This is a genomic window from Shewanella sp. SACH (assembly GCF_001887095.2).
Classification (GTDB): Bacteria; Pseudomonadota; Gammaproteobacteria; order Enterobacterales; family Shewanellaceae; genus Shewanella; species Shewanella baltica.
Genome location: NZ_MPDG02000001.1, coordinates 714,685 through 729,585, shown reverse-complemented (window position 1 = coordinate 729,585; position 14,901 = coordinate 714,685). Strand labels below are relative to the sequence as shown.

Below are 14,901 nucleotides of genomic sequence, written 5' to 3'. Positions count from 1 at the left end.
CCTTGAAACCTATCCCCGTCGATTACACACGCTTTAACTTATCTAATAATTGCGACAAGTTTTCATCCAAAGGCGCAGAGACGCGCATCACTTCATCATTTTCTGGATGAATAAACATCAACTCAGCCGCATGTAAAAAGAGTCGAGTTAAGCCTAATGACCGCATGCTGTCGTCAAACCCTTGCTCGCTGTATTTATCATCACAGGCGATAGGATGACCCGCAAATTGGCAATGCACCCGAATTTGGTGAGTACGTCCAGTGACAGGGCTTGCCTTCACGAGAGTACAACCTTGGTAACGCTGCATAATTTTAAAGCGCGTTTCAGAAGGTTTACCTTCCGCATTAACACGCACTATGCGCTCACCGGATTTAAGGGTGATTTTTAATAAAGGCTGTTTAACGGCTTTATCTTGAGCAGACCATTCACCTTTCACTAAGGCCAAATAGTCTTTCTGCATCTTTTTATATCTGAGCTGATCATGCAGATGTTTAAGTGCGCTACGCTTTTTCGCCACCAACAACACACCCGAAGTATCTTTATCGAGACGATGTACTAGCTCTAAAAACTTTTGTTGAGGGCGCAGTGAACGCAGGGCTTCAATCACACCGTAATCGACACCACTACCACCATGCACAGCAATGCCAGCAGGTTTATTCAGCACGATCAAATGATTGTCTTCGTGCAAAATACGGTCTTCGAGTTGCGAGACTTTGCTTAAGTTAGGCGATGGTGCGGTACGGTTATCTGGCTCTGCCACTCGGACTGGCGGAATACGCACTATGTCGCCAATCTGCAACTTGTACTCGGGTTTGATGCGTTTCTTATTCACTCGAACCTCGCCCTTGCGGACAATGCGATAGATCATGCTTTTCGGCACGCCCTTCAGCTTGGTCATTAAGTAGTTATCGATACGCTGTTCGAAGTGATCTTCATCAATCGTGATCAACTGAACCTGTTGTGGGGTGGATTCTATATTCATGATGCGCCATCTAATTATAACGGCCGCCATTGTACAACAACTGAGAAGAATTGTGCCTTTCCATTGCTGAATTTTTTGATTATTGCTATATTTCACCAGCGATTAGGGATAAGCCGTGAATAAAGTGTTCACAACGCCCCGATCCCAAGCGGAAAATTTAACGGATAAAAAAACATTTTCTTGATAGCAAGTCATTGATTTGCGAATCGTATAATAAGTAAAAATACCATAAATGCGTTTTTTACGATTAAATCGAGAAAGTCGCCTTACTTTAATAAGGTTTACCCTAGATTTTCCTCCCCGATTTCGAAGGATATTTTAACTTGTCGTCAGACAAACCGATTCGACTTGGGCATTACCGGAAAGAAACTAAAGAATTTATGGGGTTGGTTGATGTTTTACAACGAATTCCTTGTTTTTGTAATCATTAAAAAATAAGCCATAAATAGGATGCGACACGCAGCGACTGCGTCTAACAGCAATGCGCACCTCTTGCCTAGCCACCAGCCGTGAGGCTCAGTTGACCTACTGCTAGGCCCGTAATGCAGCGAAGCGCGATGTTTGATGACCTCTATTTAAAGAAGAATGACGTCATCATGAAACGTATGTTAATCAATGCAACTCAATCAGAAGAGTTGCGTGTTGCCCTTGTTGATGGGCAACAACTGTATGATCTAGATATTGAAAGTCCAGGTCATGAGCAAAAAAAATCAAACATTTACAAAGGTAAAATTACCCGTGTAGAACCGTCTTTAGAAGCCGCTTTCGTCGACTACGGTGCTGATCGTCACGGCTTTTTGCCACTGAAAGAAATCGCCAGAGAATATTTCCCGAAAGGATATTCGTTCCAAGGTCGCCCAAATATCAAAGAAGTGGTCAGTGAAGGACAAGAAGTTATTGTCCAGATTGACAAAGAAGAACGCGGCAATAAAGGCGCAGCCTTAACGACCTTCATCAGCCTAGCAGGCTCTTACTTAGTATTAATGCCAAACAACCCACGTGCAGGCGGAATTTCTCGTCGTATCGAAGGTGATGAGCGCACTGAGTTAAAAGAAGCAATGGCCGATTTGGAAGTGCCAGCGGGCATGGGTCTTATCGTACGTACTGCCGGTGTGGGTAAAGAATCTGCCGAGTTAAAGTGGGACTTAAAAGTTCTGCAGCACCACTGGGCAGCAATCACCGAAGCTTCACAGGTTAAAGGCGCTCCTTTCTTAATTCACCAAGAAAGTAACGTGATCGTGCGCGCTATTCGTGACTACTTACGTCGTGATGTGGGCGAGATCCTCATCGACCATCCACGTATTTTCGAAGAAGCTAAGCAACATATCGCCTTAGTTCGCCCAGATTTCGTTGAGCGCGTAAAACTTTACGAAGCTGAAGTGCCGTTATTCACTCACTTCCAAATCGAATCACAAATCGAATCAGCCTTCCAACGTGAAGTGCGTCTGCCATCTGGCGGCTCGATTGTTATCGACCCAACTGAAGCTTTAACCTCAATCGATATCAACTCTGCCCGTGCCACTAAAGGCGGCGATATTGAAGAGACAGCACTGAACACTAACCTTGAAGCCGCCGATGAAATTGCCCGTCAATTACGTCTGCGTGACTTAGGTGGCTTAGTGGTTATCGACTTTATCGATATGACGCCTGTGCGCCATCAGCGTGAAGTTGAAAACCGCTTACGTGATGCTGTGCACCATGACCGCGCTCGCGTACAGTTAGGTCGCATCTCGCGTTTTGGTTTGATGGAAATGTCGCGTCAGCGTCTGCGTCCTTCTTTAGAAGAATCTGCTGCGCACATCTGCCCTCGCTGTCATGGCCAAGGCACGATTCGCAGTACTGAATCTTTAGCACTGTCGATTTTACGTTTGATGGAAGAAGAAGCCATCAAAGAGAACACCTCACAAATCGAAGCGATTGTGCCTGTGGATGTGGCGGCTTTCTTGTTGAACGAGAAACGCAAAGCCATTCGCATTACAGAACAACGTCACGATGTCGAAGTGTATGTGATACCTGATGCGCACATGATGACGCCAGATTACCGCGTGATCCGTCACCGTAGTGATGATGAAATCAGCGAGTCTAGCTATAAGCGTATCGAGCAGCCTGATGCCAAGTTGTATGAGCCACGTAAACTGGAACGTACCGCAGCGCCTATTCCTGCATTAAAAGGTTTTGCCGCGCCACAGAAAGTGGAACAAGCGCCATCTCCAACGGTGAAAGTTGAAGCACCACAACCTGGCTTCTTCAGCAAGCTAGTGAGTGCGGTCAGCGCCATGTTTGCGCCAAGCGAAAAAGCAGAACCCGTAAAAGTTGTTGAAACTAAAACAGCCGATACTAGTGCCGCTAACGCCAACCGCCGTAACCGTCGCAACGATACTCGCCGCCCACGTAATGCCCAAGATGCTGATAAAGCAAAAGAAGGCACTCGTGAGCCACGCAGCCGTAATCCGAAAAAACCAGCTGATGCAGCGGTAAGCACAAGCACTCAAGAACGCCCAGTTCGCGAGAAGGAAGAAGCTGTTAAGCGTCCAGCGAAAGCGGAACCTAAGCCACGTGTACAAGCGCCAAAAGACGTGGTTGCCGACGTTGAAGCCGATGCACCTAAGCAAGAAGTCGCCCGTGAACGCCGTCAACGTCGTAACATGCGCCGTAAGGTGCGTATCGATAATGGCCATAACACGCCAGATAATGCGATCCCAATTGCGCCAGAAGATGCTGCTGAAGTATTAGCTGAAATTGCAGCCATTAACGCCGCAGCTGCTAGCACTATCAGTGTTGACACTAAAGCTGAAGTTGCCCAAGCACCTGCAGAAACTAAAGCACCAAGAACACGTCGTCAGCCTCGTAAAGAAGCGGCACCTGCTCAAGAAGCTGCAGAAAATGTTGCGGTAGAAGAGAAAGCGGTGAGCTCTGCAGTCACTGAAACCCCAGCGGTTGATGCTGTTAAGACTGAAGAACAGGCTGAAGTTGTTGCAGCTGAAGTTGCAGCACCAGCGGATACGGTATCGCAAGATAACGAAGCGGTCGATGCTGAAAGCGAAACTGCTGATGATCAAGCAAAACGCGAGCAAAGAGATGGTCAACGTCGTAGCCGTCGCAGCCCACGTCATCTTCGTGCAGCGGGTCAACGTCGTCGTCGTGACGAAGATGACCAAGGTACATCAACGCCAGCGCAATTCGTTCCAAATGACGAATTAGGTGCTGACCAAGAGTATCCAAGCGAAGTCGCCAGTGTGCGTGTAGAAGCGCCAGTCGTCGCAACTAAAACAGATGCCGTGACTGAAACTCAAGTAACTGCTAAATCCGTTGAAGTAGAAACGGCACAAGCAAGCGAAGCACCTGTTGTTGAAGCTCCTGCAGTCGTTAAAGCTGAAACGAAAGTTGAAACGCCAGCAAATGACGTTATAGCAGTCGAAACTAAGCCAGTTGAAGCTAAGCCAGTTGAGACTAAAGCCACTGAAGCGGAAGTGCCAAAAGCGGTTGAAGTGAAAGTTGAAGCTACACCAGTCGTTGAAGCTCCAGTCGCTAACGTTGCAGCTGAAGTCGAAGCGGTTAAAGCCCCTGTAGTTGAAAGCCCAGCAGTTACACCAGCTGCGCCAAAAGTTGAAGCGGCTAAAGTTGAAGCGCCAAAGACTGAAACTGCTGAAGAGCCAAGCGTTGCACCGAGTGTTGAAGTTAAAGAAGCGGTTAAAGCAACAGCCTCTGCCCCAATGGCAAAACCTGCTGCTATCGCTAAACCTCAAACAACAGTGCAAGCGGCCCCAACGACAGTGAATTCGCAAATCACCGATTCGGTTGATGCGGTTGTTGTCAACAAGCCGAAAGCCGCCAGCCGTTTTGGCTCTATGGTATCTTCGGATATGACCAAACCAGTTGTTGAAGTGAGAGAGCAAGTGGCTGTGCCTAAAGGACGCGAGTATGAAAATACTGCGACCGAAGAGCCTACCGCCAAAATCAAACTTGCTAACGGTGCAGAGTCGGATATGGCTCGTCCATAACCACTTAGGTTAGTCAGAAAAAGCCATGCAATTGCATGGCTTTTTTATTTCTATCGTAAAACTCACACTATATTTAAGGTTTAGCTCAATCCATTTTTTTGTTAGTATTCGCGCCTTATTTTTATCCACACAACAACTTAATAACAGAGGTTCAATGTTTGATCTCATTCGCCACAAAACGTCTAGCCATAAAGCCGATGTGCTTTCAGGGCTAACAGTTGCACTTGCGCTTATCCCAGAAGCGGTCGCATTTGCCTTTGTCGCCCATGTAGAGCCTATGGTTGGACTTTATGCCGCCTTTATCATGGGACTTATCACGGCACTGATTGGTGGCCGCCCAGGCATGATTTCAGGCGCGACAGGCGCTATGGCCGTCGTCATGGTGTCTTTGGTCGTTGAGCACGGTGTCCAATATTTATTTGCTGCCGTAGTCTTAGCGGGACTCATCCAGATCTCAGCCGGGGTATGTAAACTCGGTAAATTTATTCGGATTGTGCCCTATCCCGTCATGATTGGCTTTGTGAATGGTCTGGCGATTGTGATTTTCCTCGCCCAGCTAGGTCAGTTTAAGGTCAAGGATGCCAGCGGAAACTTAGTCTGGCTGCCACAAGAACCATTAATGCTGATGTTAGGCTTAGTGGCACTGACGATGGCTATCATTTATTTTTTACCTAAGATCACCACTGCAGTGCCTTCATCACTAGTCGCAATCCTCACTGTAACGGCAATTGTCGTCGGACTCGATCTTGATACTCGTAATGTCCTCGACTTCCTCAAAACTATGAGTGGTAACGACAATGCGACCATAGCGGGTTCATTACCTAGCTTTGCGATTCCCTCTGTGCCTTTTAATCTTGAAACCTTATATATCATCCTGCCCTACTCCTGCATCTTAGCTGCAGTAGGCCTTATCGAATCACTGCTGACATTAACTGTGATAGATGAGATGACCAATACCCGTGGTCGCAGCAACAAAGAATGCGTCGGCCAAGGTCTTGGGAACATCACCAGCGGCTTCTTCGGTGCTATGGGTGGTTGTGCCATGATAGGTCAATCGATGATTAACATTAACTCGGGTGGACGCGGCCGATTATCAGGAATTACAGCAGCAGTCGCACTGCTTGCCTTTATCTTATTTGGCGCTTCATTTATTGAGATAATCCCCCTTGCGGCGCTAGTTGGGGTGATGTTTATCGTTGTGCTCGGCACCTTTGAATGGGCAAGCTTTAAGTTTATGGGCAAAGTCCCGAAGCATGATGCTTTCGTTATCGTGCTAGTGACGACGGTAACCGTATTTACCGATTTGGCATTTGCGGTATTTGTCGGCGTAATCGTTTCTGCTTTGGTCTTTGCATGGGAACATGCCAAGCATATTAATGTGACTGAAGAGCAGAATGAGCAAGGCTGGAAAGTCTATAAACTCAATGGCCCGTTGTTTTTCGGCTCAATTGCGAATTTCCTCGAATTATTTGACCCAGCAAAAGATCCTCAAGATGTGGTTATCGACTTTAAGAACTCTCGGGTTGCCGATCATTCCGCATTAGAAGCAATAGACACGCTCGCTGAACGTTATGTCAATGCAGGTAAGAAGTTGCACTTGATCCACTTAAGCGCTGACTGTAAAGCACTGCTGCATAAAGCGGGAAATCTTGTCGAAGTGAATCAACTCGATGATCCTCACTATAAAGTTGCCGATGATAAGCTGGATTCGTAATCTAAGTTTAAGCAGGAATGTGTGAGCTTCGACATGAAATAAAAAAGCCTGAATAGCGATATTCAGGCTTTTTTATCGACTCAACGCCAATCATTGAATGGCAAAAAGCTGAGTCATATCAATCTATAATCCATCCCACACGATTTTAGCAGTAATTATCTGAATTCTGGTTTAGCCATGGCGAGAGTTGTAGTTAGGCATGTTACCAATGAACACAGTGCTGCATAAACAGACTTCAAAGCGTTAATAGTGCCCTGCTGCTTCTGATCCTCCAGATTCATACAACAAAAAAGTGATGGGATGCACACGCTGTCGGCCTAGAGAGTTAAGTTACGCTATGGCTAAATACTGTGTTGAGAGGTAAAAACCTTTAATATCACTGAAGCAAAAACATGGTGGATGAATCGAGGAAGCTTTATTGAAGATTAACTCTCTGAAATGAGGTGTTTTGGAGATGAAGAGGAAATCTGGAAGCGGGAGCTAACAGTTAAATTAATACGGTAGGCTAAGAAAACGGTTGAGCAACTTAAGCTCATGCATCTAGCGACTATATATTTTACTTTCTTAGAAGGCTACTCACTCTAGAAGAGCATCTAACCTAGAAGTACATTTTAAATTTCACACAAATAAAAAGAGCCATGGAATAAACCATAGCCCTTTAATCCATTGCTATCAGCTCTAGGCTAACAGCACCGAAAATTAACCAACGATAGTTACGTTTTCAGCTTGTGGACCTTTTTGACCTTGAGTCACAGTGAAAGACACTTTTTGGCCTTCATCAAGAGTTTTGAAACCGTCAGAGTTGATCGCACGGAAATGTACGAATACGTCTGGACCAGATTCTTGCTCAATGAATCCGAAACCTTTGTCAGAGTTGAACCACTTAACAACACCAGTAACTTGAGACATAATATAAATCCTGTAAATAAAAAATTAAAGCCTTAACGGCGGTGGAGCTGGAAAATGCCGGTATTACTTATGTTTACAGGACGAACTGGTCGTATTGAACACATAAATATAAGCCCAACCTTCAAGCTGATAAGACTATAAACCATTCTAAAGATAAGTCAACACACTGCGACACTTTGGATTATTTATTTTGCCTAAATCTACTTTGCGGTTTTGCAACCGGCTAGCTGAACACTCAGTTCATGCTGCTTAGCAAGAACAGTTAAACATTTTAAATAATTTATTTCAATAGCTTAATCTTATCGCTTATCTTGAAATGCGATGCACTTCAATTTGGAAATCCAATTCACAACTCAGTCCTTGCAGAGCAAATGCTTGCTTTTGCGCATCGGTAAACTTCCAAGCGTAAGGCGTCATTTCTAAAAAATGAGCAATATGTTCACTTTTTGTCAGTTCAAGTCGAGAAATTAAGCGTTCCTGATGCAGGCACTCAAATCCGGGAATATGCGCGGCTGATACGGTATGCAATCTAGGCTCGGCATAAATCTGTTGCTTCAAGGCGAAATGATGCGAAGGTCCGGGAGAGACTGTTATCAAGATGCCACCATCAGCCATAATGCGTTGTAACTCTTCAACTTTTGAAGGTGCATAAATGCGAATGGCAAGATCAACACTTTGAGAGGCGATGGGCATCTCATAGGCACTTGCCACACAAAATGCTAAATTGGGGTAGCGTTTAGCCGCATATTTAATTGCTGACTTAGAAATATCTATGCCTTGTAAATCACAATCATGGTGCTGACTCAACACATTGAATAAACGCTGGCTGTAGTACCCTTCCCCACAGCCTATATCGAGGATCTGCTTTGCTTCAGCACCAAATTCGAGCGCGAGAGCATTCACTCTATCACTCAAATCTTGATAGTAGCCTTCGTTTAGAAATTCACGCCGAGCAAACATCATCTGCTTGTTATCGCCAGGATCTTTTGAGTTTTTCTTCTGTACAGGCAATAAGTTGACATAGCCCTCTTTGGCCATATCAAACTTATGTTGCTGTGGACAACCCCAAGTTCGATCCGTTAACGTCAGCGGCGCGGAACACAGGGGACATAAATAATGCATAGTGGACTCTTATCGTTTAACTAAATTTTGGCAAGAAAGGTTTACGTTTCGTCTTCCATCAATCGATCAACCATCTGGATCAGTTCAGGTGGGGCAAGCAACTCATAACACTCTAATTTTCTTAATAACTTATCTGTGTTATCAACATCATTAGCGGCGCGGTTGTAATTAGGACGCTCAAACATATGGGTATAGGTTCTAAATAACCATTGTTGTTTCTGAAGTAACAAGGGATCGAGCCTTAATACCTCATCGGTAAGGCTAGCGTGACATTGGCCAAGCTCCCCGCATAAAAATGCTTGTAATTCTAACCTAACTTGCTCGATTTCGGTCATGTAAATGGCAAGGGATTCTGACGATGCGGCATAGTCGTATTGTCTTGCTAACAGCGCTTTGGCGACCATCAGCGCTTTAGGCTCATGTAAAACACGTAAATCGGCTTCTAAAGGTACTAACTCAAACTTTGAATCTGCTTGTAAGGCAAAGGTTAAGCAATTCTCTGCGCCTAAACGATTAGTCATATCTAAAGTAAAAGATACGCCCCGTCGCAATTCTGCTGCGCAAAATTTTGCAGCAGTGCCCATACGCGTATAAAGCCGAAAACCTTGCCCAAGGCTCCGAGTAATCGGTGTATTAAAGGCCTGTGCACTTTGCGGTAATGATTCAACCTTAAGACCCATAAACGGTTGAAAGCGGATAGCAATATTTTGCGGGGTTCCGGCTTCAGCAATAACGACGACCTCTAGCAAAGGCGCACTGATCGCCTGTAACACAATAAAATCACTGATATCGTCGGGTAACCGCAACGTGAGTATCGACGCCTTTTCAGCATCAAGCACCATAGGCTCATTTAGAAATTGATGATACATAAGACATTATTCCCCTGTTCAGCCGCGATTGTACCGTCGAATCTTAATGAAGATCACCTATTAAGCCGTTATATTTTCAAGATAATGGCTTAATTGCTTTAATGGTGTAAATGTTCATTCGGGGAATTTCGGTGTTAAGATGTTATTATTCGACAAACTGTCATTTGAATTTAATTTATGTCTAATCATTCTCAGCCAAGCATATTTTGGCACGACTACGAAACCTTTGGGGCTAACCCGGCGAAAGACAGACCCTCGCAATTTGCCGGTATTCGCACGGATTTAGATCTCAATATTATCGGCGAGCCTGAGACATTTTATTGCAAGCAAGCCCCTGATTATTTGCCGTCACCAGAAGCGATATTGATCACAGGGATCACTCCGCAGTTAGCCAATTTAAAAGGCATCCCTGAAACTGAGTTTATGGGGCGTATTCAAGCACTGTTTAGCCAGCCAAACACCTGTGTCGCGGGCTACAACTCACTGCGTTTTGATGATGAAGTGACCCGTTATGGCTTTTATAGAAACTTTATCGATCCCTATGCCCGTGAATGGCAAAATGGCAACTCTCGTTGGGATATCATTGATTTAGTACGCGCGTGTTACGCATTTAGACCCGAAGGGATCAATTGGCCAACCAAGGAAGATGGATCTCCTAGTTTTAAGCTAGAACATTTGACCCAAGCGAATGGTTTAAGCCATGAGAAAGCCCATGATGCCATGTCTGATGTGTATGCAACCATCGCTATGGCAAAACTCATTCGCGAGAAACAACCTAAGTTATATCAGTACTATTTTGACCTGCGCCGTAAGCAAGCGGTGAGCGATCAAATCGATGTGCTCAATATGCAGCCGTTAGTACACGTGAGCTCTAAGATCAGTGCTCGCAATGGCTGTACGACGTTGATTTCCCCCGTGGCGCACCATCCAACCAATAAAAATGCGGTTATTTGCGTTAATTTAGCCATGGATTTAACGCCACTCTTTGAGCTAGATATCGAGCAAATTAAAACGCGTATGTATACGCCAAGAGCCGATCTTGCCGAAGACGAATTACCGATCGCGGTAAAACAAATTCATTTAAATAAGTGCCCTTTTATCACTTCGGCTAAAATCCTCAGCGATGAACATGCCACTCGTTTAGGCATAGATAAAGCATTTGCCAGAGAGCAATATAAACGCCTTAAACTTCACCCAGAACTACGTGAAAAACTGGCGCTATTATTTGAGCACGATGACAGCAGAGCGACCACAGATCCCGATTTGATGCTCTATTCAGGTGGTTTCTTTAGCCAAGCTGATAAAGCGAAAATGGAAATCATCCGTCATACCCTACCGCAAAATTTAGCGGCGCTAGACTTGCAGTTTGATGATCCACGTATCCCTGAAATGCTGTTTCGTTACCGCGCCCGTAATTACCCTGAACTACTCGATTACGAAGAGTCGCAGCGCTGGCGTGAATTCTGTCAAAGTCGCTTAGCCGATCAAGACTACGTACTTAAATTAGAAAATCTGCTGCAAGATACGCAAGCGGATGAGACTAAGCAGAAGTTACTGGCTGCCCTTTGTCATTATTTGCGTGAACTTTAAGTTTAATCAATTCAAGCTTAAGTCTTTTATTTAATAGTCTTAAGCTTGTTTATATTCGTGAATAGACTCACTCTATTAGGCGCATAACTTAAATTGTTTACTATCGAACACACACATTTGCAGCGTATAAACGCGAGCTAACTCGCATTTATGCTGTAACAAAATTACTAGAATGTTCTTCCATGAACTTAACAAATAAGGAATCGGGAAATGCAAGATAGATTTATTCGTAGCATAACCCAACTGCCAACGCCGTTAGCCGATGCTCTCATTCCGATGTTGCACCAGAATTTTGCTGGACACTTAGATGCGCAGCAACTTGCCACACTCACAAGTGCAAGCAAGATGACCGAAGCAGAAGTGTTACTGGCACTGCTGCCGATAGCCGCTGCACTGGCGAAACCGCCTATCAGTGAGTTTTATGTCGGTGCGATTGCCAAAGGAAAAAGTGGCGATATCTACATGGGTGCCAACTTAGAATTACCCGGTGAAGCGCTGTTTCATTCTGTGCATGCAGAACAAAGCGCTATCAGCCATGCATGGCTCAGCGGTGAAAGCCAAATTGTTGATATCATAGTCAATGCCAGCCCTTGCGGCCATTGCCGTCAATTTATGAATGAGCTGGTTGAAGGAAGTAAGATCAGCATTCATCTACCCGCACAGGAAAGCCATCCACTGGCTTATTATTTACCCTATGCCTTTGGCCCAAAAGACTTAAATGTCACTTCACCTTTAATGGCAAAGCAACAAACTGAATTTGCTTTAGATAGTGCCGATCCTATGATCATCGAAGGTTTAGATCATGCCGGTTTAAGCTACGCGCCTTACACTCAGAGTTTTGCTGCCGTGGTTTTAGAAACACGCGATGGCGCAACCTATTGTGGTCGCTATGCAGAGAACGCGGCATTCAATCCTTCTATGCTGCCGATGCAGATGGCTTTGTCGAATCTCGTTCGCCATAATCGCGAGTTTAGCGATATCAGCCGCGCGGTGTTAATTGAATCATCTCAAGGAAAAATCAGTTTAGTCGGCGCGACTATGGATGCACTCCATACCGTTGCCGCCATCGAACTTGAACACATAGTCATCGATCCCGTGTAACTTCTGCTTCAAATGCCAAGGGTGCTTCAAAATGCCAACGGCGAAATACGTTAATGCGTATTTCGCCGTTGGATTATTCGATTAATACTTCAACATCAAGTGTTCACCCGCTAATGCTGACGGCTAAAACGTCGAAATAGCAGTCCTAAGCTTTAATGTCCAATCCTCAAACGTGACGCATAGTGTTCAAACCTAACTGCCAGTGCTCAAACGCAAACGCTAGTTCTTAAACGTAACGCTGAGTATTCAAACGTGGAAGCTAACTCGGCATAGATGGTTAACATGAACACGATTCTGCAAGGCTACTCACTATCCAGAGTTCTATTTACGCCACTTCTTTTGGCCTGAAGCTCAGCTTTACGCTGCGCCATTCTGGCAAAACAAGCTTGCCGCTCCACATTTGACATAGCGCGCCAGGCTAAAATCTCATCGAGATGCCTAAAGCAACCTAAGCAAATATCTTGCTGATCTAAACAACAATTGCGGATACAGGGATTGGCATTAGGATCATTCTGACCAGACGGCATATTCATTGCCACAGGGTTCAGTGAAGTGGAATCGGCGACCACCGGGGAAACTAAAGATGTCTGCCGTGATTGCGCCGCCAGCGGTCACGACAGCCGTCAGAGTCAATTCTAAGTTCTGGCTGTAGATCACAATCAGCGGACAGCCTTTTGCGAGGGTAAAATCCACCTCGGCTTGATAGAAGCCACCTGTGATCCCAACATCCATAAAGCAGCTGTATTCAGGACCATAATCAACATAGGTCCAGCCAAACACTTGGCTAAAAAAGGCCTTAGAACTCGCAATATCGCGGCTCGGGATTTCCAAATAATTGATGCTGTGTTGAAGGTTCATAGACTTCCTTGCTATTTAATGAGGGACAAAATGATGGGCACAAAATGCATGAATAAAAAATGGGAGCCAAGCTCCCATTCTATTCGCTGCTTTAACTCAGGTTAACCTTGGATTAAGGCTGCGACAAGTCCAATCAGACCACCAAACACCCCGCCCCAGATCACTAACCAACCTAAATGCGTTTGGATCATGTCCTGAACGATTTGTTTCACCATTTGCGGTGTCAGCTCGTTTAACCTTTGTTCCACTATATTGGCAATTTTAGTTTGCAGATCGGCCATCACATTTGGCTGTTCGATTTCTTGTTTCAACAGCTCGTGGAATGCATCACTTTGTGCCATTTCAACTAAAGAGGCTTTCATCTTCACAATAAACGGCTCTTTTAACGGTAATAACGCATCCGTGCCACCAAACATAGACAACATGCCGCCAAAGGAAGATTGCGCGACTGTGCTAATTAAGGCATCGAAAGAAGGCGCTAAATCGACCTTTTCAATCACGGGCGCCAAATCCATTTTGCTGATGCCTTCTTTTTCCGATAGGAATCGTTCGATATTTTCTGTGGTAAAAAACTGCTTCATCATCAGATGAGCAATGCCCGCCTTAAACTCTTCGAAACGAGAAGGCACGACTCCCGAGCCATAGAGTCCGGGGACTTTCTCAAACAACATATAAACCGCAACCCAGTTGGTAATCGCACCCGATAAGGCAAATAATCCGACATTCAGGACAATTGCCGAATGCATCAGGTAACCCACAACCACTAAAGCAGCCGCCAATAAATTTGTTACTAAACTCTTATTCAATCTCGTATCCCCTAAGGTGGCATCGATAAGATGCAAAACTGGCCTATATTAACAAGTTAACGGGAGTCAGGTCTAACACTCAAACCACAGTAAACGAACCCATTTTCAAATCTGTTTTCAGTACTAAGTCTTGGCGCGACAAGCTGCATCCAGCTCATCGCTAAAGCCGCAACGTCACAGAGCCGCTAACGGCCGATAGTCATATGCAAAATAAGTGAATCTCCTTGTAGAACATTAAGTTAATTTAATGCTCACCAAGCTCAAAAATGCAGAAATTTTAATTTACCGCCTGTGAATTATCAATGGGCCTCAACTACACTCAATTTGGATCAGAAACCCGAAATAGGGTTTCCAAATGCAAGCTCAGAATTCAGAGCTTAAACACAAGCCTTAAATACGGGCCTTAAACACAGCCACTGAACATCGGCTCAAATACAAAAGTTAACCACAATAAATTAGGGATGCGCTTATGGAATCGGCTTTTAATACTGCAGGGGCGTTAAGTTGGCATGAACTCACAACCAATAATACCGAAGAGGCCATGTGCTTCTATGCTGAGATTTTTGGCTGGCACTTTAAAACCGTCAAAATGCCCCACGGTCACTATCACATTATTGAAAACGAGGGGATCAGCATTGGCGGAATTACCGACAGTTTAATCCCCACCCTTCCCTCACATTGGACTGGCTATATTACCGTTAACGATGTGGATCAAGTGGCTATCAGTGCCAAAAAACTCGGCGGTGACATTCTGTTTGGCCCTGAAGACATTCCAGAGGTGGGCCGTTTTTGTTGGATAAAAGACCCACAGGGCGCCATTATTGCGGCCATTAGCTATTTAAAACGCTGATGTAAAAACTGACCTAAACATGATGAGTGACTACTCAAGGATACGCCACAGGTTGATACAGATGTAGCTATCAATGTAGGAGATTGGTTGTCATTCAGC

General features: G+C 44.9%; 12 protein-coding genes. 5 read left to right on the top strand and 7 right to left on the bottom strand.

Annotation, left to right across the window (positions count from 1 at the left end; all coding sequences use genetic code 11):
• Window positions 1–22: 22 nt before the first annotated feature.
• Entirely contained in the window at window positions 23–982 is a 960-nt protein-coding gene (rluC, locus tag BM607_RS03020) for a 23S rRNA pseudouridine(955/2504/2580) synthase RluC (protein ID WP_014620693.1), read from the bottom strand.
• 542 nt (window positions 983–1,524) lie between these two features.
• Between rluC and rne the strand changes: the two genes are divergently transcribed.
• The gene (gene rne, locus BM607_RS03015; protein ID WP_071938957.1) at window positions 1,525–4,983 is read left to right on the top strand and encodes a ribonuclease E; all 3,459 of its coding nucleotides are present in this window, start codon (window positions 1,525–1,527) and stop codon (window positions 4,981–4,983) included.
• 154 nt (window positions 4,984–5,137) lie between these two features.
• On the top strand, window positions 5,138–6,697 hold the full coding sequence (locus tag BM607_RS03010; protein WP_071939282.1) for a SulP family inorganic anion transporter: 1,560 nt from the start codon (window positions 5,138–5,140) through the stop codon (window positions 6,695–6,697).
• 699 nt (window positions 6,698–7,396) lie between these two features.
• Here BM607_RS03010 and BM607_RS03005 read toward each other — a convergent pair.
• The 3 genes from BM607_RS03005 to BM607_RS02995 all read right to left on the bottom strand — a co-directional run bounded on the left by BM607_RS03005 (window position 7,397) and on the right by BM607_RS02995 (window position 9,597).
• Window positions 7,397–7,606, bottom strand: a complete 210-nt coding sequence (locus tag BM607_RS03005; protein WP_006081219.1) for a cold-shock protein — start codon at window positions 7,604–7,606, stop codon at window positions 7,397–7,399.
• Between the two features lie 306 nt (window positions 7,607–7,912).
• Complete coding sequence (rlmA, locus tag BM607_RS03000) at window positions 7,913–8,728, bottom strand: 23S rRNA (guanine(745)-N(1))-methyltransferase (RefSeq protein WP_071938958.1); 816 nt, start codon at window positions 8,726–8,728, stop codon at window positions 7,913–7,915.
• A 41-nt stretch (window positions 8,729–8,769) separates the two neighbouring features.
• Complete coding sequence (locus BM607_RS02995; protein ID WP_071938959.1) at window positions 8,770–9,597, bottom strand: hypothetical protein; 828 nt, start codon at window positions 9,595–9,597, stop codon at window positions 8,770–8,772.
• A 177-nt stretch (window positions 9,598–9,774) separates the two neighbouring features.
• Here BM607_RS02995 and sbcB point away from each other — a divergent pair, with 177 nt between their 5' ends.
• Together sbcB and cdd are read left to right on the top strand one after the other, a co-directional pair.
• A complete protein-coding gene (gene sbcB / locus BM607_RS02990) occupies window positions 9,775–11,187 on the top strand; it encodes an exodeoxyribonuclease I (RefSeq protein WP_071938960.1) in 1,413 nt (470 codons plus the stop codon).
• Between the two features lie 210 nt (window positions 11,188–11,397).
• Window positions 11,398–12,288, top strand: a complete 891-nt coding sequence (cdd, locus tag BM607_RS02985; RefSeq protein ID WP_006087443.1) for a cytidine deaminase — start codon at window positions 11,398–11,400, stop codon at window positions 12,286–12,288.
• A 302-nt stretch (window positions 12,289–12,590) separates the two neighbouring features.
• Here the strand turns inward: cdd and BM607_RS02980 are convergent, their stop codons facing one another.
• From BM607_RS02980 to BM607_RS02970, 3 genes are all read right to left on the bottom strand, one after another.
• Complete coding sequence (locus tag BM607_RS02980; RefSeq protein ID WP_071938961.1) at window positions 12,591–12,821, bottom strand: DUF1289 domain-containing protein; 231 nt, start codon at window positions 12,819–12,821, stop codon at window positions 12,591–12,593.
• The gene (locus BM607_RS02975; protein ID WP_071938962.1) at window positions 12,796–13,146 is read right to left on the bottom strand and encodes a VOC family protein; all 351 of its coding nucleotides are present in this window, start codon (window positions 13,144–13,146) and stop codon (window positions 12,796–12,798) included. The genes BM607_RS02980 and BM607_RS02975 overlap by 26 nt, the downstream gene beginning before the upstream one ends.
• 101 nt (window positions 13,147–13,247) lie before the next feature.
• Window positions 13,248–13,952 carry a hypothetical protein gene (locus BM607_RS02970; protein ID WP_041408515.1) on the bottom strand — a complete coding sequence of 235 codons (705 nt, stop codon included), beginning with the start codon at window positions 13,950–13,952 and terminating at the stop codon, window positions 13,248–13,250.
• Between the two features lie 469 nt (window positions 13,953–14,421).
• Here BM607_RS02970 and BM607_RS02965 point away from each other — a divergent pair, with 469 nt between their 5' ends.
• On the top strand, window positions 14,422–14,802 hold the full coding sequence (locus BM607_RS02965; protein WP_071938963.1) for a VOC family protein: 381 nt from the start codon (window positions 14,422–14,424) through the stop codon (window positions 14,800–14,802).
• The last annotated feature ends 99 nt before the right edge of the window (window positions 14,803–14,901 follow it).